The sequence below is a fragment of the Achromobacter sp. D10 genome, assembly GCF_035282245.1.
In the GTDB taxonomy this organism is placed as follows: Bacteria; Pseudomonadota; Gammaproteobacteria; order Burkholderiales; family Burkholderiaceae_B; genus Achromobacter; species Achromobacter insolitus.
Genome location: NZ_JAYJLE010000002.1, coordinates 702,642 through 724,929 on the forward strand (window position 1 = coordinate 702,642; position 22,288 = coordinate 724,929).

20 protein-coding genes are annotated in these 22,288 nt (G+C 65.0%); 13 read left to right on the forward strand and 7 right to left on the reverse strand.

Features of this window, described 5'->3' with window-relative positions; genetic code table 11:
* Together VCS63_RS10085 and VCS63_RS10090 are read right to left on the reverse strand one after the other, a co-directional pair.
* Entirely contained in the window at positions 1-1,353 is a 1,353-nt protein-coding gene (locus VCS63_RS10085) for an aspartate aminotransferase family protein (protein WP_323879573.1), read from the reverse strand.
* Between the two features lie 189 nt (positions 1,354-1,542).
* The gene (locus VCS63_RS10090; RefSeq protein ID WP_278489740.1) at positions 1,543-2,424 is read right to left on the reverse strand and encodes a GntR family transcriptional regulator; all 882 of its coding nucleotides are present in this window, start codon (positions 2,422-2,424) and stop codon (positions 1,543-1,545) included.
* 160 nt (positions 2,425-2,584) lie between these two features.
* On the opposite strand from VCS63_RS10090, the gene VCS63_RS10095 reads away from it, so the two are divergent.
* From VCS63_RS10095 to VCS63_RS10115, 5 genes are read left to right on the forward strand one after another with little or no spacing between them, the layout of a single operon-like run.
* Complete coding sequence (locus VCS63_RS10095; protein WP_175199255.1) at positions 2,585-3,691, forward strand: C45 family autoproteolytic acyltransferase/hydolase; 1,107 nt, start codon at positions 2,585-2,587, stop codon at positions 3,689-3,691.
* 49 nt (positions 3,692-3,740) lie between these two features.
* On the forward strand, positions 3,741-5,312 hold the full coding sequence (locus VCS63_RS10100; RefSeq protein ID WP_063962439.1) for an ABC transporter substrate-binding protein: 1,572 nt from the start codon (positions 3,741-3,743) through the stop codon (positions 5,310-5,312).
* A gap of 6 nt (positions 5,313-5,318) precedes the next feature.
* Positions 5,319-6,263 carry an ABC transporter permease gene (locus VCS63_RS10105; protein WP_063962438.1) on the forward strand — a complete coding sequence of 315 codons (945 nt, stop codon included), beginning with the start codon at positions 5,319-5,321 and terminating at the stop codon, positions 6,261-6,263.
* A gap of 7 nt (positions 6,264-6,270) precedes the next feature.
* Positions 6,271-7,092 carry an ABC transporter permease gene (locus tag VCS63_RS10110; RefSeq protein ID WP_042792420.1) on the forward strand — a complete coding sequence of 274 codons (822 nt, stop codon included), beginning with the start codon at positions 6,271-6,273 and terminating at the stop codon, positions 7,090-7,092.
* Positions 7,089-8,924, forward strand: a complete 1,836-nt coding sequence (locus VCS63_RS10115; protein ID WP_323879577.1) for an ABC transporter ATP-binding protein — start codon at positions 7,089-7,091, stop codon at positions 8,922-8,924. The genes VCS63_RS10110 and VCS63_RS10115 overlap by 4 nt, the downstream gene beginning before the upstream one ends.
* A 9-nt stretch (positions 8,925-8,933) precedes the next feature.
* Here the strand turns inward: VCS63_RS10115 and VCS63_RS10120 are convergent, their stop codons facing one another.
* From VCS63_RS10120 to VCS63_RS10135, 4 genes are all read right to left on the reverse strand, one after another.
* Entirely contained in the window at positions 8,934-9,278 is a 345-nt protein-coding gene (locus tag VCS63_RS10120) for an antibiotic biosynthesis monooxygenase family protein (protein WP_042792421.1), read from the reverse strand.
* Positions 9,275-10,423, reverse strand: a complete 1,149-nt coding sequence (locus VCS63_RS10125) for a cytochrome (protein ID WP_416379184.1) — start codon at positions 10,421-10,423, stop codon at positions 9,275-9,277. The genes VCS63_RS10120 and VCS63_RS10125 overlap by 4 nt, the downstream gene beginning before the upstream one ends.
* An 18-nt stretch (positions 10,424-10,441) precedes the next feature.
* Positions 10,442-11,302: an NAD-dependent epimerase/dehydratase family protein gene (locus VCS63_RS10130; protein WP_323879580.1), complete on the reverse strand. Its 861-nt coding sequence runs from the start codon at positions 11,300-11,302 to the stop codon at positions 10,442-10,444.
* 75 nt (positions 11,303-11,377) lie between these two features.
* A complete protein-coding gene (locus VCS63_RS10135) occupies positions 11,378-13,024 on the reverse strand; it encodes an electron transfer flavoprotein-ubiquinone oxidoreductase (protein WP_042792423.1) in 1,647 nt (548 codons plus the stop codon).
* A 113-nt stretch (positions 13,025-13,137) separates the two neighbouring features.
* Here VCS63_RS10135 and VCS63_RS10140 point away from each other — a divergent pair, with 113 nt between their 5' ends.
* From VCS63_RS10140 to VCS63_RS10150, 3 genes are all read left to right on the forward strand, one after another.
* A complete protein-coding gene (locus VCS63_RS10140; RefSeq protein ID WP_042792425.1) occupies positions 13,138-13,587 on the forward strand; it encodes an acyl-CoA thioesterase in 450 nt (149 codons plus the stop codon).
* Between the two features lie 197 nt (positions 13,588-13,784).
* A complete protein-coding gene (locus VCS63_RS10145) occupies positions 13,785-14,483 on the forward strand; it encodes a CoA transferase subunit A (RefSeq protein ID WP_025137174.1) in 699 nt (232 codons plus the stop codon).
* Between the two features lie 11 nt (positions 14,484-14,494).
* Complete coding sequence (locus tag VCS63_RS10150; RefSeq protein ID WP_063962435.1) at positions 14,495-15,148, forward strand: CoA transferase subunit B; 654 nt, start codon at positions 14,495-14,497, stop codon at positions 15,146-15,148.
* 45 nt (positions 15,149-15,193) lie between these two features.
* Here the strand turns inward: VCS63_RS10150 and VCS63_RS10155 are convergent, their stop codons facing one another.
* Positions 15,194-15,652, reverse strand: coding sequence for a GNAT family N-acetyltransferase (locus VCS63_RS10155; protein ID WP_042792428.1), 459 nt, complete (start codon positions 15,650-15,652; stop codon positions 15,194-15,196).
* A gap of 215 nt (positions 15,653-15,867) precedes the next feature.
* On the opposite strand from VCS63_RS10155, the gene VCS63_RS10160 reads away from it, so the two are divergent.
* From VCS63_RS10160 to gsiC, 5 genes are all read left to right on the forward strand, one after another.
* Positions 15,868-16,743, forward strand: coding sequence for a MurR/RpiR family transcriptional regulator (locus tag VCS63_RS10160; protein WP_042792429.1), 876 nt, complete (start codon positions 15,868-15,870; stop codon positions 16,741-16,743).
* Entirely contained in the window at positions 16,740-17,720 is a 981-nt protein-coding gene (locus VCS63_RS10165; RefSeq protein WP_323879584.1) for an isoaspartyl peptidase/L-asparaginase, read from the forward strand. Before VCS63_RS10160 ends, VCS63_RS10165 begins: the two co-directional genes overlap by 4 nt.
* A 44-nt stretch (positions 17,721-17,764) precedes the next feature.
* Complete coding sequence (locus VCS63_RS10170) at positions 17,765-19,651, forward strand: dipeptide ABC transporter ATP-binding protein (RefSeq protein ID WP_042792431.1); 1,887 nt, start codon at positions 17,765-17,767, stop codon at positions 19,649-19,651.
* 66 nt (positions 19,652-19,717) lie between these two features.
* Positions 19,718-21,271, forward strand: coding sequence for a glutathione ABC transporter substrate-binding protein GsiB (gsiB, locus tag VCS63_RS10175; protein WP_042792432.1), 1,554 nt, complete (start codon positions 19,718-19,720; stop codon positions 21,269-21,271).
* An 89-nt stretch (positions 21,272-21,360) separates the two neighbouring features.
* Entirely contained in the window at positions 21,361-22,281 is a 921-nt protein-coding gene (gene gsiC / locus VCS63_RS10180) for a glutathione ABC transporter permease GsiC (RefSeq protein WP_042792433.1), read from the forward strand.
* Positions 22,282-22,288 lie beyond the last annotated feature (7 nt).

Sequence of the window (22,288 nt, forward strand, 5' to 3'; positions counted from 1 at the left end):
TCACGCGGACGCGTACGCGTCCGCGCGCAATACCTCCGACAGCACTGAGAACAATTCGTCGATCTGCGCGCGCTCGATGATGAGAGGGGGCGACAACAGCATGGTGTCGCCCGCCGAGCGGATCAGGCAGCCGCGTTCCAGGCAGGCCTGGTGCACGGCATAAGCCCGCTGGCCGGGCTTGCCGTCGAGGGGCTCCAGTTCAATGGCGGCCAGCAAGCCGATGTTGCGGATGTCCACCACATGGGGAAGTCCTTTCAGGCTGTGCGCGGCGTCCTCCCAATAGCGCCAGAGTTCGCGGCTGCGCTGGAACAGGCCCTCGCGGCGGCAAATGTCCAGAGTCGCCAGGCCGGCGGCGCAGGCCACGGGATGGCCGGAATAGGTGTAGCCGTGGGACAGTTCGATGGCGCTGTCCGGTCCTTGCATGAAGGCCTCATAGACATGTTGCTGCACCAGCGTGGCGCCCATGGGAATGGCACCGTTGGTCAGCCCCTTGGCGCTGGTGATGATGTCTGGCGTGACGCCGAAGTGCGATGACGCGAAGGCGCCGTCGATCCGGCCGAAGGCGCAGATCACTTCGTCGAAGATCAGCAGGATGCCGTGCGCATCGCAAATCTGCCGCAACCTCTGCAGATAACCCTTAGGGGGCACCAGCACGCCGGTGGACCCCGCCACGGGCTCCACGATGACGGCGGCGATGGTCGATGCGTCGTGCAGGGCGACGATGCGCTCCAGCGTGTCGGCCAGGTGGGCGCCCCAATCCGGTTGGCCGCGCGTGTAGGTCATCTGGCTGCGGTCATAGGTGTGCGGCAGATGGTCCACGTAGGGCAGGAGATTGCCGAAAGGCTTGCGGTGGCCGGCGATGCCCGATACCGACAGGCCGCCGAAACCCACGCCGTGGTAAGAACGCTCGCGTCCGATCAGGCGCACCCGCTGCCCCTGTCCGCGCACGCGGTGGTAGCCCAGCGCGATTTTCAATGCGGTGTCCACCGCTTCGGAGCCAGAGTTCGAGAAAAACACGTTCGAGAATCCCGGCGGCGCCTCCTGGCGCAGGGCTTCGGCCAGCTCGAACGCTAGCGGATGGCTCATCTGGAAAGACGGCGCGTAGTCCAGCTCGTGGGCGGTGCGGGCGATGGCATCGACGATTTCAGGCCGGCGGTGTCCGGCGTTCACGCACCACAGGCCCGCGATGCCATCCAGCACGCGGCGGCCGTCCGGGCGGATGTAGTGCATGCCCTCGGCGGCGCTGAACAGCACGGGCGCACGCTTGTAGCGCCGGTTGGCGGTGAAGGGCATCCAATAGGCTTCGGCGTTGAGGGCGGGGGCGGGGGCGGGGTGAGGCGCTGAGGAGGACATGGGAGATCCGGCTTGGAAAGATTTGGGCTTTCTATTTTGTATTAATCAAATAATAAATACAATACTGGTCGAGCCGATCGGGTGGCGGGGCTGCATGGCTCCCCTTGCCGCGGGGGGAGCCTGAGGGGATAGGAGTCCGTCAGCGCAGCCCCGTTGAGGGGGGCGCAGCAAGGGGGGGAGTCCTTCTTTTCAGGACACTTGGAGCGACGTCTTCAAGTGCCGGCGCATGAGCTGGGAAGCCCATTCCTGGTCGCCGGCTTCGAGGGCGTCGATGATCTGCAGGTGTTCGCTGCTGGAGTTCACGAAGCGCGCGTCGCGGTAGAACGCCGCATGTTCCTCCAGCCGGCGCAACTGATTTTGCTGCTGTACCGCCTGCAGGATGTAGCGATTGCCCGAGAAGCGCGCCAGCATCTCGTGGAATGAGGCATTCAGGCTGAAGAATTCGGTGGCGGAGATATCGGCGTCGCTACGCGCGGCAAGCGCTTCATGCGCGGCGCGCATGCGCGCCAGCGCCTCCCGGTCCAGGCGGAATGTGGGTTCCAGCAGGCCGGCGCATTCGATGGTCATCCGGAAGCGGTAGCTCTCGTTGAGCGCGTCGCGGTTCTCCAGCGACGGAGCGAACTGCCAGCCATGGCCTTTGCGTTTTTCGATCAGCCCGTCCGCCGACAGTTGCAGCAAAGTCTTGGCAAGCACGCTGCGCGGCGCCGGATAGCGTTGCTGCAGATCGCGCTCGGTGAAGGTTTCCGGCAGTTCGCGCGCGGCGCGGTCGTCGATCAGGCGACGGTACAGCTCGTCCTGCGTGGGGCCGGCCCCTTCGATGGCTGGGGGCGCCGCGACGGCATGGGCCGCCACCGTATAGCCGCTGTTGGGGCGGTGCGTAATGAGGCCTTGTGCGGCCAGCAATCTCAGCGCGCCCCGCACGGGCGTGCGCGATACCTCGTAGCTCGCCGCCAGCGTTTCTTCGGACAGGTGATCTCCGGGCGCATAACGCCGGGCCACGATGTCTTCCGCAATGTGGCGCGCCAGATCGACTTGCAGCGGGGTGGGGCGGGCGGGAGCGGCGTTGGGCATGGGCGAGCGGGCGCGATTGGCGACGGAGTCGGAATGGTACCGGAGAGCCTCTGGCGCACACGCGCCTGCAAAGCATTCGGGGAAACCCTTGTATTGAACTTTTCTATATATTAGTACAAAATTTGCCCGTCTTATGATTCTCGCGCCGGAGCCTTGAGCCGTGACTTTGCCTACCCCCTTCCCCCTGGTCGACGTACAGGGCAGTCCTTACGAACGGGGCCGCCAGCACGGCGCCGCCGTCCCGGAGCGCGTAGCGCGCAGCGTGGCCCTTTATCGTGGCCAGCTGGAGCGCCGCGGCGTCACCGCGGATCGCTTGAAGGCATTGGCGGCCGCCATGGTGCCCGTGGTGGGCGACTATGACGCAGCCTACCTGGAAGAGTTGCGCGGCATTGCCGACGGATCGGGTCAGGCGCTCGAAGATGTGGTGGTCATTAACTGCCGCACCGAAATGATGTTCGGCCATGCCGAGCTGGGCCGCGCCCGCAAAGGACTGGACGATGGGTGCACGGGGCTGGTCGTGCTGCCCGAGGCCGCCGCCGGCGGCAAACTCATGCATGCCCACAACTGGGATTGGCGCGAGGAATGCGTGGATACCGGCATCGTGTTGCGCATGCGCCGCGAAGATGGTCCCGATCTGTTGATGTTCACGGAGGCGGGCAGCCTGGCGCGCCACGGCTTCAACAGCGCGGGCGTTTCCCTGTCCGGCAACTTCCTGTCATGCGAGCACGATTACCAGCGCCCCGCCGAGGTGCCGCTGGTGCTGGTACGGCGCAAGATGCTCGAAGCGACCAATATCTGCAACGCTATGAAGGTGCTGTGGGCGTCGCGGCGCTTTTGCTCCAACAATCTGATGCTGGCCCAGGCGCAGGGCGAGGCGGTCGATCTGGAGTGCTCTCCCGACGAGATCTTCTGGATCACGCCCGAAGACGGCTTGCTGGTCCACGCCAACCATTGGATCAGTCCGCCTGCGCGCGCCAAGCTGTTCGACCGTGGCCTGGCGGCCAATCCGGATTCGATCTATCGCCAACGCCGTGTGCAGGACATGCTCGCGCGTGCCTCGGGCAGCATCGATTGGGACGCCATCAAGCGCATCCTGGCCGACGACTTCGCCGCTCCGGACGGTGTGCTGCGTTCGCCCAAGCCGGCCAGCTTCGACAGCATTTCGGCTACGGTGGCCACCACTTTGATGGAGCCGGCCAGCGGCGTGATGTGGATCGCGCGCAAGCCTTATGAAGGACGCAACTTCGCGGAGTACCGGCTCTTCTGAACCGGCCCCAGACCTGTATGCGGCGATTGCCGCTCCTGGAGTGATCCCTATGAATTCGCATGGTTCGCGCGTCAAGAGCGCGCTGCTGTTGTCCGCCGCGCTGGCCGGCGCCACGACCGGCTTGCCAGCCACGGTGTGGGCTCAGGCCGCCGCTCCCGAAATCCGCTACGCGGAAGGGTCCGGCACGCCCACCACGCTGCCGGGCGGACGGTCCCGCAACACGTCCACCGACAACGTGCTGGCGCACGTGGTGGAATCCCTGGTGGCGCTGCGCGCCGACATGAGCGTGGCGCCCATGCTGGCGGACAGCTGGACCCTGTCCGAGGACAAACGCGCCTATACCTTCAAGCTCCGCCAGGGCGTCACGTTCCATGACGGCGCGCCCATGACCTCGGCCGACGTGAAATGGACCTACGACTATCTCAATAGCGCCCAGTCCGAGTATTCCTGCAAAAACCTCTACGACGGCAGCAAAGGGGCGAAGGTCGTGGCGGTGGAGACGCCTGATCCGTCCACGGTGGTGTTCAGGCTGGATCAGCCCTACGCCTTGTTCCTGGATCAGATGGCCAGCGTCCAGTGTCCGATGCCGGTGCTGAGCGCCAAGAGTGTCGACGCCGAGGGCAAATGGTCCAAGCCCATAGGCACCGGTCCCTATGTCCTGGCCGAATGGAAGAAGGAACAATATGTGCTGTTGACCCCCTACGCCGGCTACAAGCCGCGTGAGGAAGCGCCCAGCGGCATGGCGGGCAGGAAGGTCGCGCAGGCCAACGTGCGCTTCGTCGTGATTCCGGATGCCGCGGCGCAGAAGGCAGCCTTGATGGCGGGCCAGGTCGATGCCTACAACGCGGACGAAGACAATCTTCCGGTGAAGGACCCGCGCTGGAACATCGTTACCGAACAGGGGCTGGATACCGTCAACCTGCTGATGCAGACGCGCGCGCCCTTGTTGTCGGACGTGAACATGCGTCGCGCCATTGCGCTGGCGCTCGATTTCCCCGGTATCGCCCGCGCCCTGAACAACGGCCAGGCCACCTATAACCCGTCGCTGGTGCCCGCGGCCAGCGTCTATTACTCGGACGCGGATCGCGCGGGCTACGAAAAGAACCTGCAGGAGGTCAAGCGCCTGCTCGATGCCGCCGGCTATCGCGGCGAGCCCCTCAAGTTGCAAGCCAACAAGCGCTATCCGTACCTGTACCGGGTCGCGGTCGTGACGCAGCAATTGCTGGGCAAGGCCGGCATCAAGGCCGAACTCGACATGCTGGAGTGGGGCACTCAGGTGACCAACTTCCGCGAAGGCAAGTTCCAATTGATGGCATTCGCCTATTCGGCGCGCACCGAACCGGCACTGATGTTCCGGGACGTGATCGGCGACAAGTCCAAGACGCCCATGGCCCAATGGGAAAGCCCCGAGGCGGCGGCCATCCTGGAAAGCATCGAAGCCGAGTCCGATCCCGCCGTACGCAAGCAGGCGTTCGACAAATTGCACTCTCTGATGCTGCGCGACACGCCACTGCTGATGTACTACAACAAGCCTGGCTATGTCGTGGTCTCCAGCAAGCTGCAAGGCTACACGGGCTGGCCGCTGCGCAAGCCGCGTTTTTTCAACGTGACGAAGAACTGAGGCGCCGTGCTGGGCTATCTACTCAAGCGCATCGCGGCGTCGGTGCCCACCGTGATCGTCGTCACGGTGCTTGTGTTCGCGCTGATACGCGCGATCCCGGGGGATCCGGCTTCGCTGATGCTGGGCGACATCGACAATCCGGCGCTGCTGGCTGAAATGCGCCACGCGTTGGGACTCGACCGTCCCGTCGGCGAGCAGTTCCTGATCTGGGTTGGGAATGCAATGCAGGGCGACCTCGGCATGTCCATCGCGCGGCGCGAACCCGTGATGCACCTGGTGTTGACGCATTTCGCGGTGACGGCTCAGGTGGTGTTGACCGCCACGCTGCTGGCCTGCCTGGTGGCGGTGCCCGCTGGCATGGTGGCCGCCTGGCGCCAGAACCGCCGCGCCGACACCGCGATCGTGTCGACTTCGATTCTGTTCGTGTCCATGCCCAGCTTCTGGGTCGGCATTCTCTTGATCTGGTTGTTCGGGGTCAAGCTGAACTGGTTGCCGGTATACGGCTTTGAATCCATCGCGCAAGGCGGCCTGGGGGCGGCGCGCTACCTGGTTCTGCCAGTGTGCGCCATTGTGTTGACCGAGATCGCCGCCATTACGCGCATGATGCGCGCCAGCACCATCGAAACCTTGCGGCTGGAATACGTAGCGCATGCGCGCGCCAAGGGCCTGCCGGAAAAGCGCGTCATGTTGCGCCACGTGCTGCCGAACTCCTTCGGCCCCACCCTGACGGTGATCGGCCTGATGTTGGGCCATCTGTTGTCGGGTGCCGCGGTTATCGAGACGGTGTTCACGCTGCCGGGCATCGGCCGGCTGCTGGTGGAAAGCATCTATGCGCGGGACTATCCCGTGGTGCAGGGCTGCCTGCTGTTCATCGCGCTTTTGTACGTGGCGGTCAACCTGGTGGTGGACCTGCTGTATCCGCTGTTCGACCCGCGCGTGAAGCTTCAATAGGATCATCATGGGCTTGAAACATACCAATGCCGTGCTGGGCGGCGCGCTGGTCGGAGGCGTCGTGCTGCTGGCTCTGGTCGGGCTGGTGTATACGCCGCACGATCCGTTGGAAGGGGACCTGCTGGCGCGTTTTTCGCCACCGTCGGCGGAGTATTGGCTGGGCACGGATGAGTTCGGCCGCGACGTGCTATCGCGGCTGATGGCGGGCGCGGGCGTCAGCGTGGCGGTCAGTGTGTTCTCGGTGTTGCTGGCGCTGCTGCTGGGCACGACGATAGGCGTCACCGCGGGCTATGCGGGCGGCTGGGTCGACCGTGGCATCACGGTGCTGGTGGAATCGCTGATGGCTTTCCCGGGTCTGCTGCTCGCACTGGGCATCATGACGGTGCTGGGGCCGTCCAAATGGGGCGTGGTGCTGGCGTTGGGGCTGGCCTATTCCCCGTCAGTGTCGCGCATCGCGCGCGGGGCCGCGTTGTCCTTGCGCCAACGCGATTTCGTCATCGCTTCGCGCGCCACCGGCCATAGCGGCTTATGGACGGTATTCCGCCACGTATTGCCCAATTGCCTGCCGCCTTTGCTGATCTTCGCGACGTCCATTTTCGGTTCCGCCTTGTTGGCGGAAAGCGCGCTGAGCTTCCTGGGCCTGGGCGTGCCGCCGCCGTTAGCCACTTGGGGGGGCATGCTGTCCGAAAGCCGCAACGCCATGGACCAGGCGATCTGGCTGGCCGTGTTCCCCGGCGCCATGATTTCGTTGAGCCTGCTGGGTATCAATCTGCTGGGCGATGCCGTGCGCGATCTGCTGGATCCGCGCATGCGGGGGGTGATGGCATGAACTCGCAAAATCCCATCAAGTACGAACGCCAGAGCGCGGGACATACGGGCAATCCGGGCGCTGCCGTGCAACCCCTGCTGTCCGTCCGAGACCTGGAGATCCGCTTTCCCGGCAAGCGGGATGCCGCGCCTGTCGTAAATCGTGTGTCGTTCGATCTGCACGCGGGTGAATCGCTGTCCATCGTCGGCGAATCCGGCAGTGGCAAGACGTTGATCGGAAAGACCCTGTTGGGCCTCTTGCCGGACTCGGCCCGCATTACCGGCGGGCAGGCGCTGTTCGACGGGCAGGACCTGCTGCGGCAGTCGCCACGCGATTGGTTGGCAATGCGCGGCACGGGCATTGGCATGGTGTTCCAGGAGCCGATGGTGTCGCTCAACCCGGCGTTCCGCGTCGGTGAGCAACTGATCGAGGCGCTGGTGCTGCGCCGGGGGATGGCGCGCCGCGAGGCCTGGGACGAGGCCGTACGCATGTTGGAACGGGTGCGCGTGCGCGACGCGCAAGATTGCATGAAGCGCTATCCGCATGAGTTTTCGGGCGGGATGCGACAGCGCATTCTGTTGGCCGGCGTGATGCTGCTCAAGCCGCGCCTGCTGATCGCGGACGAGCCCACGACGGCGCTGGATTGCGTGGTGCAGAAGGAAGTGCTGGACCTGATGTGCGAACTGACCCGCGAGCAGGGCACGGCGCTCATCTTCATCAGTCATAACCTGGCCCTGGTGGCCGCTTACACGCAGCGCGTGCTGGTCATGTGCCGCGGACGGGCGGTCGAGACCGGCCCGGTGGCCCGGGTGCTGTCACGCCCCGCGGACCCTTACACGCTCAGCCTGCTGGATGCGCTGCCCAAGCGTGGCCCGGCCCGGGCCGCCGTGCAAGGTCCGCCCATCCTGCAGGTCGACGGACTGGCGATCGACTACTCCGTGCGTGAGGGCTGGTTCCGCAAACGCGCCGTGCGCGCGGTGCATCGCGCGACGTTCGCCGTGGCGCCCGGGGAAACGCTGGCCATCGTGGGTGAATCCGGCAGCGGCAAGACCACGGTCATGATGTCCATTCTTGGCCTTGTCCCGCAGGCGCAGGGACGCATCGAGCTGGATGGCCGGGCCTTGTCCGCGGGTGGCACGGGACAGGCTTGGCAAGCGGCGCGCCGGCGCGTGCAAATGGTGTTCCAGGATCCATATTCGTCGCTGGACCCTCGCATGACCATCGGCGACCTGGTGGGCGAGGGCCTGAGGCTGGAAGCCGGCATGACGGCCGACGCCCGGCGCAAGCGCGTGGCGGAGGCGTTGCGCGACGTGGGCCTGGGCGAGGACTACGCAGAGCGTTATGTCCACGAATTGTCGGGCGGGCAGCGTCAGCGTGTCGCCATCGCGCGGGCGCTGGTGCTGCGGCCCGAGGTCATCATCGCCGATGAGCCTGTGTCCGCGCTGGACGTTACGGTGCAGAAGCAGGTGCTGGAGACCTTGATGGCGCTGCAACGCTCGTATGGTTTCGCGTGCTTGCTGATTTCGCATGACCTGGGCGTTGTCGAACAGATCGCGGACCGCGTGGTGGTTATGTTGCGCGGCCATATCGTCGAAGAGGGCACGCGCGACGAAGTGTTCGACCGGCCCACGCATCCCTATACGCGCCGCCTGCTGCAGGCAGTGCCGGAATTGCGCGGCAACCGGGCCGAGGGCTTTCGCGTGGAAGTGCGCGATCTGCCGGCGGGTTCCGAGCGCGACGAGGCCGATTACTTCGACCCATCGACCGCGCAGGGCTCGCCCGCGATGACCGCGGTCCTGGCGTCCGGCGCCACCCATAGGGTGGCATTGGCGGCCGCGGCGGCCGGGGCTTGAGACGCGGCCCTAGCCGTGCCGGTCGCGGCTGTCGGCGGGGGCTGCGTCGCGCTCGTTCATGCCGTAGTCGCGCAGCACCTGCGCCACGCGCAGGCGGTAGTTGGCGAAGACGCCGCCGCGCCCGGCTTCCTGGGCTCGGCGGTGCGACTCCAGCGTTCGCCAACGCTTGACCGCCTCCTCGTCCCGCCAGAACGACAGCGAAAGCAGCTTGCCCGGTGTGCTCAGGCTCTGGAAGCGTTCGACCGAGATGAAGCCGTCAATGGCTTTCAACTCGTCGATCAGGCCTGCGGCAATGTGCAGATAAGGGTTGGGGTCCCCATGGGCGGGCTCGACTTCGAATATCACTGCGATCATGGTGTCTGTTCCTCGGGAAAATCAAATTGCGGCACGCGCGCGTTCGGCAGCGGCCGATAGCGGAATCGAGACGCCAGCACGCGGGTATCCAGGCCCGCGCGCAGCAGGTGGGTGAAGGCGCTCGCGGCGTGAGTGCGAGCGGTAGGCCGGCCGGGGCAGGCATGGCCGAACGCGCCGAACGTCCAGTGCGCTTCAGGCTGCACCGTGGCTGCCGCGGCCAGCACCAGCAGCACGGTCTGGCCGGCCTGGATGCGCTGGCCGCCGATGTCGATATCGGCGGCGAGAAATCGGCGCGTATTGTGTAGCGGCGGGTCCTTGCGTTCGACCTCATCCATCAGCGCCAGCGCGTCATCGTCCGTGACGTCCGCCGGCAGGCCGCGCCGCCCGGCCAGGACGATTGCATTGCCCAGCAGCCCCGCGCCCGCCTCGCAGGACTGGAACAGCAGGCCGGCCAGATTGGCGGCCAGCAGCTCGGGGGCTACGCCCTGGCGCGCGCCGTCTTCGCGCAGCTTGCGCAAGGCCGGCGCAGCATCTGGCGCGTGCAGGTGCGCCTCCATGCGGGCATGGAGGCGCAGCGCGGCCGCATGACCCGCCTCGATGCGATCACTTGTGGCCAGCGCGGACAGAAAGCCCGCAATGTCCGTTGCGCAATCGGCATACAGCTGCCTAGGCAAACCCAGAAAGGCGGCTTGCGCATGCACTGGCGCGGCGCTCAGGTAGTGGTCGACCGCGGCGGCATCCAAAGCTCCGGGTTCTGGCCAGACGGGCGGACAGGCCTGCGCGCCTTGCTCGCGGATATAGCTGACCAGCAGGGATTTCACTTGCGAGTGCGCCGGGCTGTCGTTCATGCGCACGAAGCGGCCGAACAATTCGCCCGCAGGGCCGCCGCACAGTGCCTTGGGCACGGGTTCCGTGACCGGGCGCACGCGCGCGGCGGGGTGCTGCATGACGGCGGCTATCGTGTCCGGGTGGCTGGCGACCCAGAGGTCCAGCGCTGCCTCGCGGTATAGCGGTTGCTCCCGCGCCAGCGCGGCGTAGTAGGGGTAGGGGTCAGAGTGAGTGACCGCCTGCAGGGGGTGGACGGGATACATGGCGATGGCGGGTGGTGGATCTGGCCGCCAGTATCGGCCAGTCGTGCCTGCCATGATTCGATGCGCGTCGAACTATGCCTGCGGCACGTCCGCGCTGCCGGATGCCGCGATCAGCGCGGCATAACCCCGCCGCGAGTCCGGCCATTGCAGGGCGAACCCGGTGGCGCGCAGTCGGGCGTTGCTGAGCTTCTTGCTGCCGACATTCGCAGGCGCCGGGGCTTCGGGAGGCGCGGGCGCGCCGATGAGGCCGGCCAGTTCGGCGTATAGCTCATGCAGGGGCAGAGGCGTGTCGTCGCACCCAATGTAAACCGGCGCTACGTCCTCGAGTAGCGCGAGGTGGACGACGGCCGCGGCGGCGTCGTCGATGTGAATGCGGTTGGCCCAGTGCGCGGGGGAGGCCGGCGCGCCGGCCGCGCCACGACGCAGGCGGTCGATCAATTGCAGGCGTCCGGGGCCATACAGGCCCGCCAACCGCAAGGCGGTGGACGGCAGGCCGCGCGCGGCCAGCGCAGTTTCCGCCTCGAGCAGCAGCCGGCCATTGACGCCCAGCGGCGCGGGCGGCGTGTCCTCGTCGACCCAGCCGCCTTCGTGTTCTCCGTAGACCGCACTGGAGGAGACGAACACGACGCGTTTGAGGTGCGAGAGATCCAGCGCGTCCAGTACATGCTTCATGCCGTCGACGAACACCGCGCGGTAGGCGCCGGCCTCGCGCGCGCCGGGCGCGGGCAGATGGATCAGGCGGGTGACGCCCTGGGGCAGGGTGGGCAGGGTGTCGCTGCGGGAGATATCGCCTTGCAGCCAGAGAATGCCGTCCGCGCCGCCTGCCGGGGGATTGCGCCGTAGCGCAATGACTTCGTCGCCACGTGCCAGGAAGCGCCGGGCTACCCGCTGACCCAGGTCGCCGCAGCCGATGAGAAGTACGCGTTCGGTCATGGAATGGTCCTGCCTGTCGAAAAAAAAGCGCCCCGCGGGGCGCCTTTGATGGCCGGGCGCTGGCGTCCGGTCGAATTACATGCCGCTGTAGACGGGGCCTTCGCCGCCTTGCGGGGCCACCCAGACGATGTTCTGGGTCGGGTCCTTGATGTCGCAGGTCTTGCAGTGCACGCAGTTCTGCGCGTTGATCTGCAGGCGGTCCTCGCCGTGGTCGTCCTTGACGAATTCGTACACGCCCGCCGGGCAGTAGCGCGATTCCGGACCGCCGTACTTCGCCAGGTTGACCTGCACGGGGATGGACGGATCCTTCAGTGTCAGGTGGATGGGCTCGTTTTCTTCATGGTTGGTGTTCGAGATGAACACCGAGCTGAGCTTGTCGAAGGTGAGCTTGCCGTCGGGCTTGGGGTAGTCGATGCGCGCGCACTGCGATGCCGGTTGCAGACAGGCATGGTCGGGCTTGTTGTGGCGCAGGGTCCAGGGCATCTTGCCCTTGAGCAGCAACTGTTCGACGCCGGTCATCACGGTGGCGATGGTGCGGCCCTTCTTGAACCACTGCTTGAAGTTGCGCGCCTTGTTCAGTTCGGCATGAAGCCAGGATGCCTCGAATGCAGCGGGGTAGGCGGCCAACTCGTCCTGGCGGCGATCCGCGAGCAGGGCATCGAAGGCTGCTTCGGCGGCCAGCTTGCCGGACTTGATGGCGGCGTGGCTGCCCTTGATGCGGGAGGCGTTGAGGAAGCCGGCCTCGCAGCCAACCAGCACGCCGCCCGGGAAGGTCAGCTTGGGCAGGGCCAGCAGCCCGCCCGCCGTAATGGCGCGCGCGCCGTAGGCGATGCGCTTGCCGCCTTCGAAGGTGCCGCGGATGGCGGGGTGCGTCTTGTAGCGCTGGAACTCGTCGAAGGGCGACAGCCAGGGATTGGCGTAATCCAGGCCCACGATCATGCCCACAGCCACCAGATTGTTGTCCAGGTGGTAGAGGAACGAGCCGCCGTAGGTGTCGGCATCCAGCGGCCAGCCGGCGGTATGGATGACCAGGCCCGGCTTGGACTGGGCCGGATCGACTTCCCACATTTCCTTGATGCCGATGCCGTAGGACTGCGGATTGCGGCCATCGTCCAGCTTGTAGCGTTCGATCAGTTGGCGGCCCAGCTGGCCGCGCGCGCCTTCGGCGAACACGGTGTAGCGGGCATGCAGTTCCATGCCGGGCTGATAGTGGTCGGTATGCGAGCCGTCGCGGGCCACGCCCATGTCGCCCGTGGCCACGCCGCGGACGGCGCCATTTTCGTCGTACAGCAGCTCCACGGCCGCAAAGCCGGGGAAAATGTCCACGCCCAGCGCCTCGGCCTGTTCGCCCATCCACTTCACCACGTCGCCCAGGCGGACGATGTAGTTGCCTTCGTTGTGGAAACAGGGAGGAAGCAGCCAGTTGGGCGTGGTGCGCGCGCCGGTCTCGGACAGGAACATGAACTTGTCATGCGTGACCGGCACGTTCAGCGGGGCGCCTTTTTCTTTCCAGTCGGGGATGAGCTCGGTCAGCGCCAGCGGGTCCATGACAGCGCCGGACAGGATGTGCGCACCCAGTTCCGCGCCTTTCTCAAGTACGCAGACGCCGATTTCCTGATTCTTTTCAGCGGCCAGCTGCTTAAGACGGATAGCAGTGGACAGGCCGGCGGGTCCACCGCCAACCACGACCACGTCATATTCCATCGACTCGCGTTCAGACATTTGCAAAGCTCCCCGTATGTATTCCATATTTGGCTGGAAGTATTATCGGCGATTGTATTGCAGGCGGAGGTCATGTATGCCTTCGTATTTCTTTTAGCCATCAGGAGTAATTGGTGAACCCGGACAAAACGTCTGCGCGGACTCTGGCCGTGGGAGATACCCATCAGGTTGAATTGCCTTTGCGGTGGGGCGACTCCGACGCCCTGAATCATCTGAATAACGCGATGTATTTCCGGCTCATGGAAGAGGCCCGGATACAGATCCTCTATGGCGCAGGCTTCGCGCTGCCCTCCGACCAGGGCCTCATCCTGGCGCATGCGTCGTGCGATTTCCTGCGTCCCTTGACCTATCCCGCCACGGTGCGCGTGACGCACAAGCTCACGCGCCTGGGCCGCTCGAGCGCGGAATTCGAGTTGCTGCTGGAGAAAACGGGTGATGCGGGCGGTCCTTATGCCCGTGCGCGCAACGTGCTAGTCTGGATGGACTATGTGGCCAATGCGTCCGCCCCGTGGCCGCAAGAGGTGCTGTCCAAGCTGGGTGCCATGTTCAAGCCCGCGGCTTGAACAGGCGCGATGGACGGCCCGGCCAAAATAGCGCGTGCTTTGGCCGGGCATGCCGGTAAAATCTAGCGCAAAATCAAAAAAAGCAATAAGGGCGCGCCACCCACGGCGCCAGCCGTCACAGGGCCCCCCACGGAGCTTCTGGAACGGCGCCGGCAGCCGCGCCCTCTTCAGTTCGACCTTAACTAGGAGTTGGAGCGATGGACAAGGTTTTTGCAAGCGCCCAGGAGGCGCTGGCAGGCATCGTCAAGGACGGCCAGATGATCGCCGTGGGCGGTTTCGGCCTTTGCGGTATTCCGGAGGCCCTGATCGCCGCATTGCGCGATTCGGGCGTCAAGGACCTCACTTGCATCAGCAACAATGCGGGCGTCGACGGCTTCGGCCTCGGCCAGCTGCTCAACACGCGTCAGGTCCGCAAGATGATCGCGTCCTATGTGGGCGAGAACAAGGAATTCGAGCGCCAGTACCTGTCTGGCGAACTCGAGCTTGAGTTCACGCCCCAGGGCACGCTGGCCGAGAAGCTGCGCGCCGGCGGCGCCGGTATTCCGGCCTTCTTCACCCGCACCGGCGTGGGCACCATCGTGGCCGACGGCAAGGAAATCCGCGAGTTCGACGGCCAGCAGTACGTGATGGAGCGTTCGCTGGTGCCCGACGTTTCGCTGGTCAAGGCGCACATCGCCGACCGCAGCGGCAATCTGGTGTTCCGCAAGACCGCCCGCAACTTCAATCCGAACGTCGCCATGGCGGGCAAGTTCACGGTGGTCGAAGTCGAGGAAATCGTTGATACCGGCAGCCTGGATCCCGATCAGATCCATCTGCCCGGCATCTATGTGCATCGGATCGTGCTGAACGCCACGCCCGAAAAGCGCATCGAACAACGCACCACTCGCCCGGCCTAAGGAGAACAGACATGGCATGGTCCCGCGATGAAATGGCGGCGCGCGCCGCGCGCGAACTGCAAGACGGCTTTTATGTGAACCTGGGCATCGGCTTGCCGACCCTGGTGGCCAACCACGTGCCCAAGGGCATGGAAGTGTGGCTGCAATCCGAAAACGGCCTGTTGGGCATCGGCCCGTTCCCCACCGACGATGAAGTCGACGCCGACCTCATCAACGCCGGCAAGCAGACGGTCACGACGCTGCCTGGCTCCTCGATCTTCTCGTCGGCGGATTCGTTCGCGATGATCCGCGGCGGCAAGATCAACCTGGCCATCCTGGGCGCCATGCAGGTGTCCGAAAAAGGCGATCTGGCCAACTGGATGATCCCGGGCAAGATGGTCAAGGGCATGGGCGGCGCCATGGACCTGGTGGCGGGCGTGGGCCGCGTCGTGGTCCTGATGGAACACGTGGCCAAGAAGAAGGACGGCACCGAAGACATCAAGCTGCTGGCCGAATGCAACCTGCCGCTGACGGGCGTGGGCGTGGTCGATCTGATCATCACCGACCTGGGCGTGATGGAAGTCACCGAAAACGGCCTCAAGCTGCTGGAAACGGCGCCTGGCGTGACGGTGGACGAGATCAAGTCCAAGACGCAGGCCAAGCTGGACGTATCGGCGGTTCAGTAATCCGCCTGCCGCCCCAATCAAAAACGCCCCTTGCAGGGGCGTTTTTCATGCGCTTTCGTTAAGCCGCATCCCTATGTGCGGGATGCCGTCCTCGATGTATTCCTCGGTGACCTGCACGAATCCGTGTCCGCCGTAGTAATTGCGCAGGCGGGCCTGCGCGCCCAGGTACATGGCGCGGCCGGGCCAGCGCTGGCGCACTTCCTGCATCGCGCGGCGGATCAGCGCATGGCCCAGGCCCTGGCCGCGCGTCCAGGGCGCGGTGATGACGCGCCCGATCTCGATCTGGCCGTCCTTCAGCGACGGATCGAGGATGCGGCAATAGGCCGCGAGCTTGCCGTCCTGCCAAGCCATCAAGTGAGCGGTCTGGCCGATCAGGTCCTTGCCATCCATGTCCTGGAAGATGCAATTCTGTTCAATCACAAAGACTTCCGTTCGCAGCCGCAGGATGGCGTAGATCTCATTGATGGTCAGTTCCTGGTGCGGCTTGCAGATCCAATCGGGCATGGCGTCTTTCCGGTGTGGCGGGAGTAGAGCCCCGGGCGGGAGCCCGCTGGAGGGCCCTTCGGGGCGGGGCTTAGCGTAACGCAAACCGGCCCCGTTTTATTTGATGCACTGTTACATTTATTCAAGGGTATACCCTTGGTATGAAAATCTATTTTCTTCTCTAAAATTTGTTTGTAAACAGATTTACATAAACTCCCGCTACACCTCCCCACTCGATGACCAAGGCCGCACTTACGATTGCTGACCGGATCGCCCGGGCCCAGCCCGCGCTGAGCCGCACTCAGCACAAGATGGCCGAGTACGTGCTGGCGCACCAATTCCGGGCCGCCACCATGACCATCGATGAGTTTGCTGCGGCGGTCGGGGTGTCGGTGGCCTCCGCCAATCGCTTCGCGCGCGCCCTGGACCTGCCGGGCTATCCGCAGTTCCGCGCCGAGCTGGCGCGCGGCTTCGAGGCGGCGCTCGAGCCCGTGGAAAAGCTGCGTACCGAATTGGCGCACTCCGCCAGCGCCGTGCAGATCTTCGCCGCTACGCTGGAAGAAGATATCCGCAACGCGCAGCGCAATCTGCAGTCGCTGGACGCGGCGGCCTGCGAGCAGGCGGTGGATGCCATCTTGTCCGCGGACCGCGTTTTCATTATCGGTTTCGGCGCCAGTGGCTTTCTCGCGGGTCTGTTGCAGCGTGGCCTTTGCATGCATCTGCATTCCGTCGAATCGCTGGCAGGCCCAGGCGGCGTGTCGCACGCGGCACGCCAGATGGCCCGCATGACGGCCAAGGACCTGGTGATTGCGATCGGCTTTCCCCGGTACCTGGCGGACACCGTGACCCTGGCCGGCGCGGCCAAGCAGGCCGGCGTGCCCGTACTGGTGCTGACCGACAAGCCCACGTCTCCGTTGGCGCCCACGGCCTCCGTGGTGTTGTACGCGTACTCCGCGCGCCAGTTGAGTCCCAATTCCGAAACCGCCGCCCTGGGGCTGATCGAAGCCCTGTCGGCTGCGGTGGCCTATCGGGCCAAGAATTCCGTCGCGGCCGCCGCTGGGGTGACCCAGTCCGTCATGCCGTGGCTCATCCATGGAGTAGGTAAACGATGATTCAACCCGTGATCGCGATTCACGGTGGCGCCGGCGCGATGTCCCGCGCGGCCATGTCGCCCGAAAAAGAACAGGAGTACCTGAGCGCGCTGGAGTCCATCCTGAGCGCCGGCCAGGCTGTGCTGGCCAAGGGCGGCAGCGCCCTGGACGCCGTGACCGAAGCCGTCCGCCTGCTGGAAGACTGTCCGCTGTTCAATGCCGGCCATGGCGCCGTTTTCACCAGCGCGGCCACGCATGAACTGGACGCCGCCATCATGGACGGCGCCACGCTGCGCTCGGGCGCCATCGCTGGCGTGCACCACGTGCGCAATCCGGTTTTCGCCGCGCGCAAGGTCATGGAAAACAGCAAGCACGTGTTTTTCGTAGGGGAGGGCGCCGAAGCCTTTGCCAAGGAAGAAGGCGTGGAGCTGGTTGATCCGTCCTATTTCTCCACGGAAGCCCGTCGCGAGCAGTTGCTGCGTGTACAGCGCGAGACCCCGGAAGCCGCGGTCCTGGACCACGACGGCCAGGCCCTGGTCGCGCGCGGCCAGCCCGCGCCGGCGGATCCGCTGGACTCGGACAAGAAATTCGGCACGGTGGGTGCTGTTGCGGTGGACGCCCAGGGCAATCTGGCCGCGGCCACTTCGACCGGCGGCATCACCAACAAGCAGGTCGGCCGCGTGGGCGACGCGCCGCTGATCGGCGCCGGCACCTATGCCAGCAACAAGACCTGCGCGGTGTCCACGACCGGCACCGGCGAAATGTTCATCCGCATGGTCGCCGCCTATGACGTGGCGGCCCAGATGGAATATTGCGGCGCGTCGCTGGAAGCGGCCGCCGACCGCGTCGTGCATGAAAAGCTGCCCACCATTGGCGGCAAGGGCGGCCTGGTGGCCGTCGACGCCCAGGGCAATGTGGCCTTGCCGTTCAACACGGAAGGCATGTATCGGGGTTACGCCCGCGTCGGCGAGAAGCCGGTCACCGCTATCTACCGATAAGCGGCGGCGGGTTCGTTTTTTCAGTATTTGGGGAATCAAAAGAGATGGTTGATCGCGCAAACAGCCTGGCGCTGCCGGAAAACCGCGTGGTCCAGGTCGACGACCTGACAGTGCGCTTCGTGGGATCGGAGCGCACGGTCGAAGCCGTGCGCAATCTGTCGTTCCATGTGGACCGGGGCGAAACCCTGGCCATCGTGGGCGAATCGGGTTCGGGCAAATCGGTGACGTCCCTGGCGCTCATGCGTCTGGTGGAGCATGGCGGCGGACGCATCGCCCAGGGCAGCATGGCCTTGCGGCGGCGCAACGGCTCCGTGATCGACTTGGTGGGATCCAGCCAACGCGAAATGCGCAATGTGCGCGGCGCGGACATGGCCATGATCTTCCAGGAGCCGATGACCTCCCTGAACCCGGTCTTCACCGCCGGCGACCAGATCGCCGAATCGATCCGCCAGCACCAGGGCAAGGACGCCGCCGCTGCGCGCGCCGAGGCGCTGCGCATGCTGGAGCAGGTCCGCATTCCGGAAGCCAGGTCGGTGCTGGACCGCTACCCGCACCAGTTGTCGGGCGGTATGCGCCAGCGCGTGATGATCGCCATGGCGTTGGCCTGCAAGCCCGCGCTGCTGATCGCCGACGAGCCCACCACCGCGCTGGACGTCACCATCCAGGCGCAGATCCTGCAGCTGATTCGCCAGTTGCAGGAAGAAATGCACATGGGCGTGGTGTTCATCACCCACGACATGGGCGTGGTCGCGGAAGTGGCCGATCGCGTGCTGGTCATGTACCGCGGCGATAAGGTCGAGGAAGGTCCCTCCGACCAGGTGTTCGCAGCGCCGCAGCACCGCTATACCAAGGCGCTGCTGTCGGCCGTGCCGAAGCTGGGCGCCATGCAGGGCACGGACCTGCCCGCGCGCTTTCCGCTGCTGCAGGCCGAAGGCCAGGCCCAGCCCGAGGCCGCAGCCGTTCCCGTCAGCGCGCCCGCTGCCCCGGACGCCAAGCGTGAGCCCATCCTGAGCGTGCGCAAGCTGGTCACCCGCTTCGATCTGCGTGGCGGCATCATGAGCCGTGTGCAGCGCCGCGTGCATGCCGTGGAGCAGGTCAGCTTCGACCTGTATCCCGGTGAAACGCTGTCGCTGGTGGGCGAATCCGGTTGCGGCAAGTCCACCACCGGCCGTTCGCTGCTGCGCCTGGTCGACAGCCAGGGCGGCGAGATCCGCTTCGGTGGCCGCGATATCGTGCGTCTGAAGAACACCGAACTGCAATCCCTGCGCCGCGACATCCAGTTCGTGTTCCAGGACCCGTTCGCCTCGCTGGACCCGCGCGTGACGGTCGGCTTTTCCATCATGGAGCCGCTGCTGGTCCACGGGGTGGCCAAAGGCCGCGATGCCGAGCGCCGCGTGGCCGAACTGCTGGAGCGCGTGGGCCTGCCGGCGGAAATGGCGCAGCGCTATCCGCACGAGTTCTCGGGCGGCCAGCGCCAGCGTATCTGCATTGCGCGCGCCCTGGCCCTGAATCCCAAGGTCGTGATCGCGGACGAATCCGTGTCGGCGCTGGACGTGTCGATCCAGGCACAGATCGTGAACCTGCTGATCGACCTGCAACGCGACATGGGCATTTCCTTCCTGTTCATTTCGCATGACATGGCCGTGGTCGAGCGCGTCAGCCACCGCGTCGCCGTCATGTACCTGGGCCAGATCGTGGAGATCGGCCCACGCCGCGCCATTTTCGAGAATCCGCAGCACCCTTACACCAAGAAGCTGATGTCCGCCGTGCCGATCGCCGATCCGGCCCGCCGCCACATGAAGCGCACGCTGTTGTCCGACGAAATCCCCAGCCCCATCCGCAAGCTCGGCGACGAGCCGGTGGTGCAGCCGCTGGTGCAGGTCGGAACGGATCACTTCGTCGCCCGTCATCCGGTCGGCGGAGCGTATTGAGTCAGTCGTCGTACTTGTTTTTCTTCCACCAAACCCCCTAATTCCTCTTTGGAACCAGGAGTTGCAATGATGAAAGTTCTGCGCCCCACCAAACTGATGGCCGCCGCTGCGCTGGCCTTCGGCGTGATCGCGTCGCCGCTGGCGCATGCCGCCAAGGACGTGACGTTCGCCGTCTCCATCGCGCTGGAAACGCTCGATCCGTACAACACCAACAGCACGCTGAACCAGGCGGCCGGCAAGGCCTACTACGAAGGCCTGTTCGAGTTCGACAAGGATCTGAAGGTCCAGAAGGTCCTGGCGACCGACTACACCGTCAGCGAAGACGGCCTGGTCTACACCTTCAAGCTGCGTCCCGGCGTGAAGTTCCATGACGGCACCGATTTCAACGCCGAAGCCGTCAAGATCAACTTCGACCGCCCGGCCAATCCGGACAACCGCCTGTCGCGCTACATCCAGTTCAGCGTCATCGACAAGACCGAAGTGGTTGACCCGATGACCGTCAAGATCACGCTGAAGAAGCCGTTCTCGGCCTTCATCAACGCGCTGGCCCACCCGGCCGCCATGATGATCTCGCCCGCCGCGCTGGCCAAGTACGGCAAGGAAATCGGCTTCCACCCCGTGGGTACCGGTCCCTTCGAATTCGTCGAATGGAAGCCGGCCGAATACCTGAAGGTCAAGAAGTTCGACGGCTACTGGAAGAAGGGCTACCCCAAGGTCGACACCCTGACTTTCCGCACCGTGACGGACAACAATACCCGCGCCGCCGTGGTGCAGACGGGTGAAGCGCAGTTCGCCTTCCCGGTGCCGTTCGAGCAGGCCGCCGTGCTGAAGAAGAACGACAAGCTGGACGTGGTCGATCACCAGAACTCGATCATGGCGCGTTACCTGTCGATGAACACGCAGCAAAAGCCGTTCGACAACGTCAAGGTGCGTGAAGCCATCAACTACGCCATCAACAAGGAAGCCCTGGCCAAGGTCGCTTTCTCGGGCTATGCCACCATCGTCGACGGCGTCGTGCCGCAAGGCGTGGACTACGCGCACAAGACCGGCCCGTGGCCGTACGACATCAAGAAGGCCAAGGCCCTGCTGGCAGAAGCCGGCTACCCCAACGGCTTCGAAAGCCAGCTGTGGTCCGCCTATAACGATGGCACCTCGGTGAAGGTGGTCCAATTCCTGCAGCAGCAACTGGCGCAAGTCGGCATCAAGGTGTCGGTCGAAGTGCTGGAGTCGGGTCAGCGCGTACAGCGCGTCCAGCAGGTGCAGAAGCCTGAGGACGCCAAGGTCCGCATGTACTACGCCGGCTGGTCGTCCTCGACCGGCGAAGCCGACTGGGGCCTGCGTCCGCTGCTGACCACCGCTGCATTCCCGCCGGTGCTCAACAACGTGTCGTACTACTCGAACAAGTCGGTGGACGAAGGCATCCAGCAAGCCCTGGCCACGACCGACCGCGCCAAGAAGACCGAGATCTACAAGAACGTTCAGGAAACCATCTGGAAGGACGCCCCGTGGGCCTTCCTGGTGACCCAGAACAACCTGTACGTGAAGTCGAAGAACCTGTCGGGCGTGTACGTTGAGCCGGATACCTCGTTCTGGTTCGGCGACATCGATCTGAAGCAGTAAATCTGGCAGTAACTCTCGGGGCCTGCGCGCCCCTGTAAGGCCACATACGGCGGGGACGCGGTGTCCCCGCCGATGTTGCAGGAATTTCAATGCTGACCTACATCGTCAAACGTCTTCTGGGCATGATCCCCACGCTGCTGCTGGTAGCCGTGGTCGTGTTCCTGTTTGTGCACATGCTTCCGGGCGACCCGGCGCGACTGGCCGCGGGCCAGGAAGCCGACCAGCAAACCGTCGAGCTCGTGCGCAAGGAACTTGGACTGGATCTGCCCCTGCCGCAGCAGTTCGTGCGCTATTTCAGCCACATGCTGCAAGGCGACCTGGGTACCTCGCTGCGTACCAAGCGCCCCGTCTCGACCGAAATCGCCGACCGCTTCATGCCCACCCTTTGGCTCACGATAGCCAGCATGGTGTGGTCCGTGGTCTTCGGCATGGTTATCGGCATCGTGTCGGCGGTATGGCGCAATCGCTGGCCCGACCGTCTCGGCATGACGCTGGCGGTGTCCGGCATCTCGTTCCCCGCGTTCGCGCTGGGCATGATGCTGATGCAGATCTTTTCCGTGAACCTGGGCTGGCTGCCTACCGTGGGCGCCTCGACCTGGCAACACTACATTCTTCCGTCCATCACGCTGGGCGCCGCAGTGGCTGCCGTGATGGCGCGTTTCACCCGCGCCTCCTTCGTGGAGGTCGTGCAGGAAGACTTCGTGCGCACCGCCCGCGCCAAGGGGCTGTCCGAGCGCCGCGTCGTCATCAAGCATGCGTTGCGCAACGCGCTGATTCCCGTCGTCACCATGATGGGCCTGCAGTTCGGCTTCCTGCTGGGCGGCTCCATTGTGGTCGAAACGGTCTTCAACTGGCCCGGCCTCGGCCGTCTGCTGGTGGACGCCGTGACCCAGCGCGACTATCCGGTGATCCAGGGCCTGGTGCTGCTGTTCTCGCTGGAATTCATCCTGATCAACCTGATTGTCGACGTGCTCTATGGCGTCATCAATCCCAGCATCCGTTACAAGTGAGGCGGCC

Coding starts and splice junctions, on each gene's coding strand:
- VCS63_RS10085 (WP_323879573.1), bottom strand. CDS start 1,353: ATGTCCTCCTCAGCGCCTCACCCCGCCCCCGCCCCCGCCCTCAACGCC.
- VCS63_RS10090 (WP_278489740.1), bottom strand. CDS start 2,424: ATGCCCAACGCCGCTCCCGCCCGCCCCACCCCGCTGCAAGTCGATCTG.
- VCS63_RS10100 (WP_063962439.1), top strand. CDS start 3,741: ATGAATTCGCATGGTTCGCGCGTCAAGAGCGCGCTGCTGTTGTCCGCC.
- VCS63_RS10110 (WP_042792420.1), top strand. CDS start 6,271: ATGGGCTTGAAACATACCAATGCCGTGCTGGGCGGCGCGCTGGTCGGA.
- VCS63_RS10115 (WP_323879577.1), top strand. CDS start 7,089: ATGAACTCGCAAAATCCCATCAAGTACGAACGCCAGAGCGCGGGACAT.
- VCS63_RS10120 (WP_042792421.1), bottom strand. CDS start 9,278: ATGATCGCAGTGATATTCGAAGTCGAGCCCGCCCATGGGGACCCCAAC.
- VCS63_RS10125 (WP_416379184.1), bottom strand. CDS start 10,423: ATGGCAGGCACGACTGGCCGATACTGGCGGCCAGATCCACCACCCGCC.
- VCS63_RS10130 (WP_323879580.1), bottom strand. CDS start 11,302: ATGACCGAACGCGTACTTCTCATCGGCTGCGGCGACCTGGGTCAGCGG.
- VCS63_RS10135 (WP_042792423.1), bottom strand. CDS start 13,024: ATGTCTGAACGCGAGTCGATGGAATATGACGTGGTCGTGGTTGGCGGT.
- VCS63_RS10145 (WP_025137174.1), top strand. CDS start 13,785: ATGGACAAGGTTTTTGCAAGCGCCCAGGAGGCGCTGGCAGGCATCGTC.
- VCS63_RS10150 (WP_063962435.1), top strand. CDS start 14,495: ATGGCATGGTCCCGCGATGAAATGGCGGCGCGCGCCGCGCGCGAACTG.
- VCS63_RS10155 (WP_042792428.1), bottom strand. CDS start 15,652: ATGCCCGATTGGATCTGCAAGCCGCACCAGGAACTGACCATCAATGAG.
- VCS63_RS10160 (WP_042792429.1), top strand. CDS start 15,868: ATGACCAAGGCCGCACTTACGATTGCTGACCGGATCGCCCGGGCCCAG.
- VCS63_RS10165 (WP_323879584.1), top strand. CDS start 16,740: ATGATTCAACCCGTGATCGCGATTCACGGTGGCGCCGGCGCGATGTCC.
- VCS63_RS10170 (WP_042792431.1), top strand. CDS start 17,765: ATGGTTGATCGCGCAAACAGCCTGGCGCTGCCGGAAAACCGCGTGGTC.
- gsiB (WP_042792432.1), top strand. CDS start 19,718: ATGATGAAAGTTCTGCGCCCCACCAAACTGATGGCCGCCGCTGCGCTG.
- gsiC (WP_042792433.1), top strand. CDS start 21,361: ATGCTGACCTACATCGTCAAACGTCTTCTGGGCATGATCCCCACGCTG.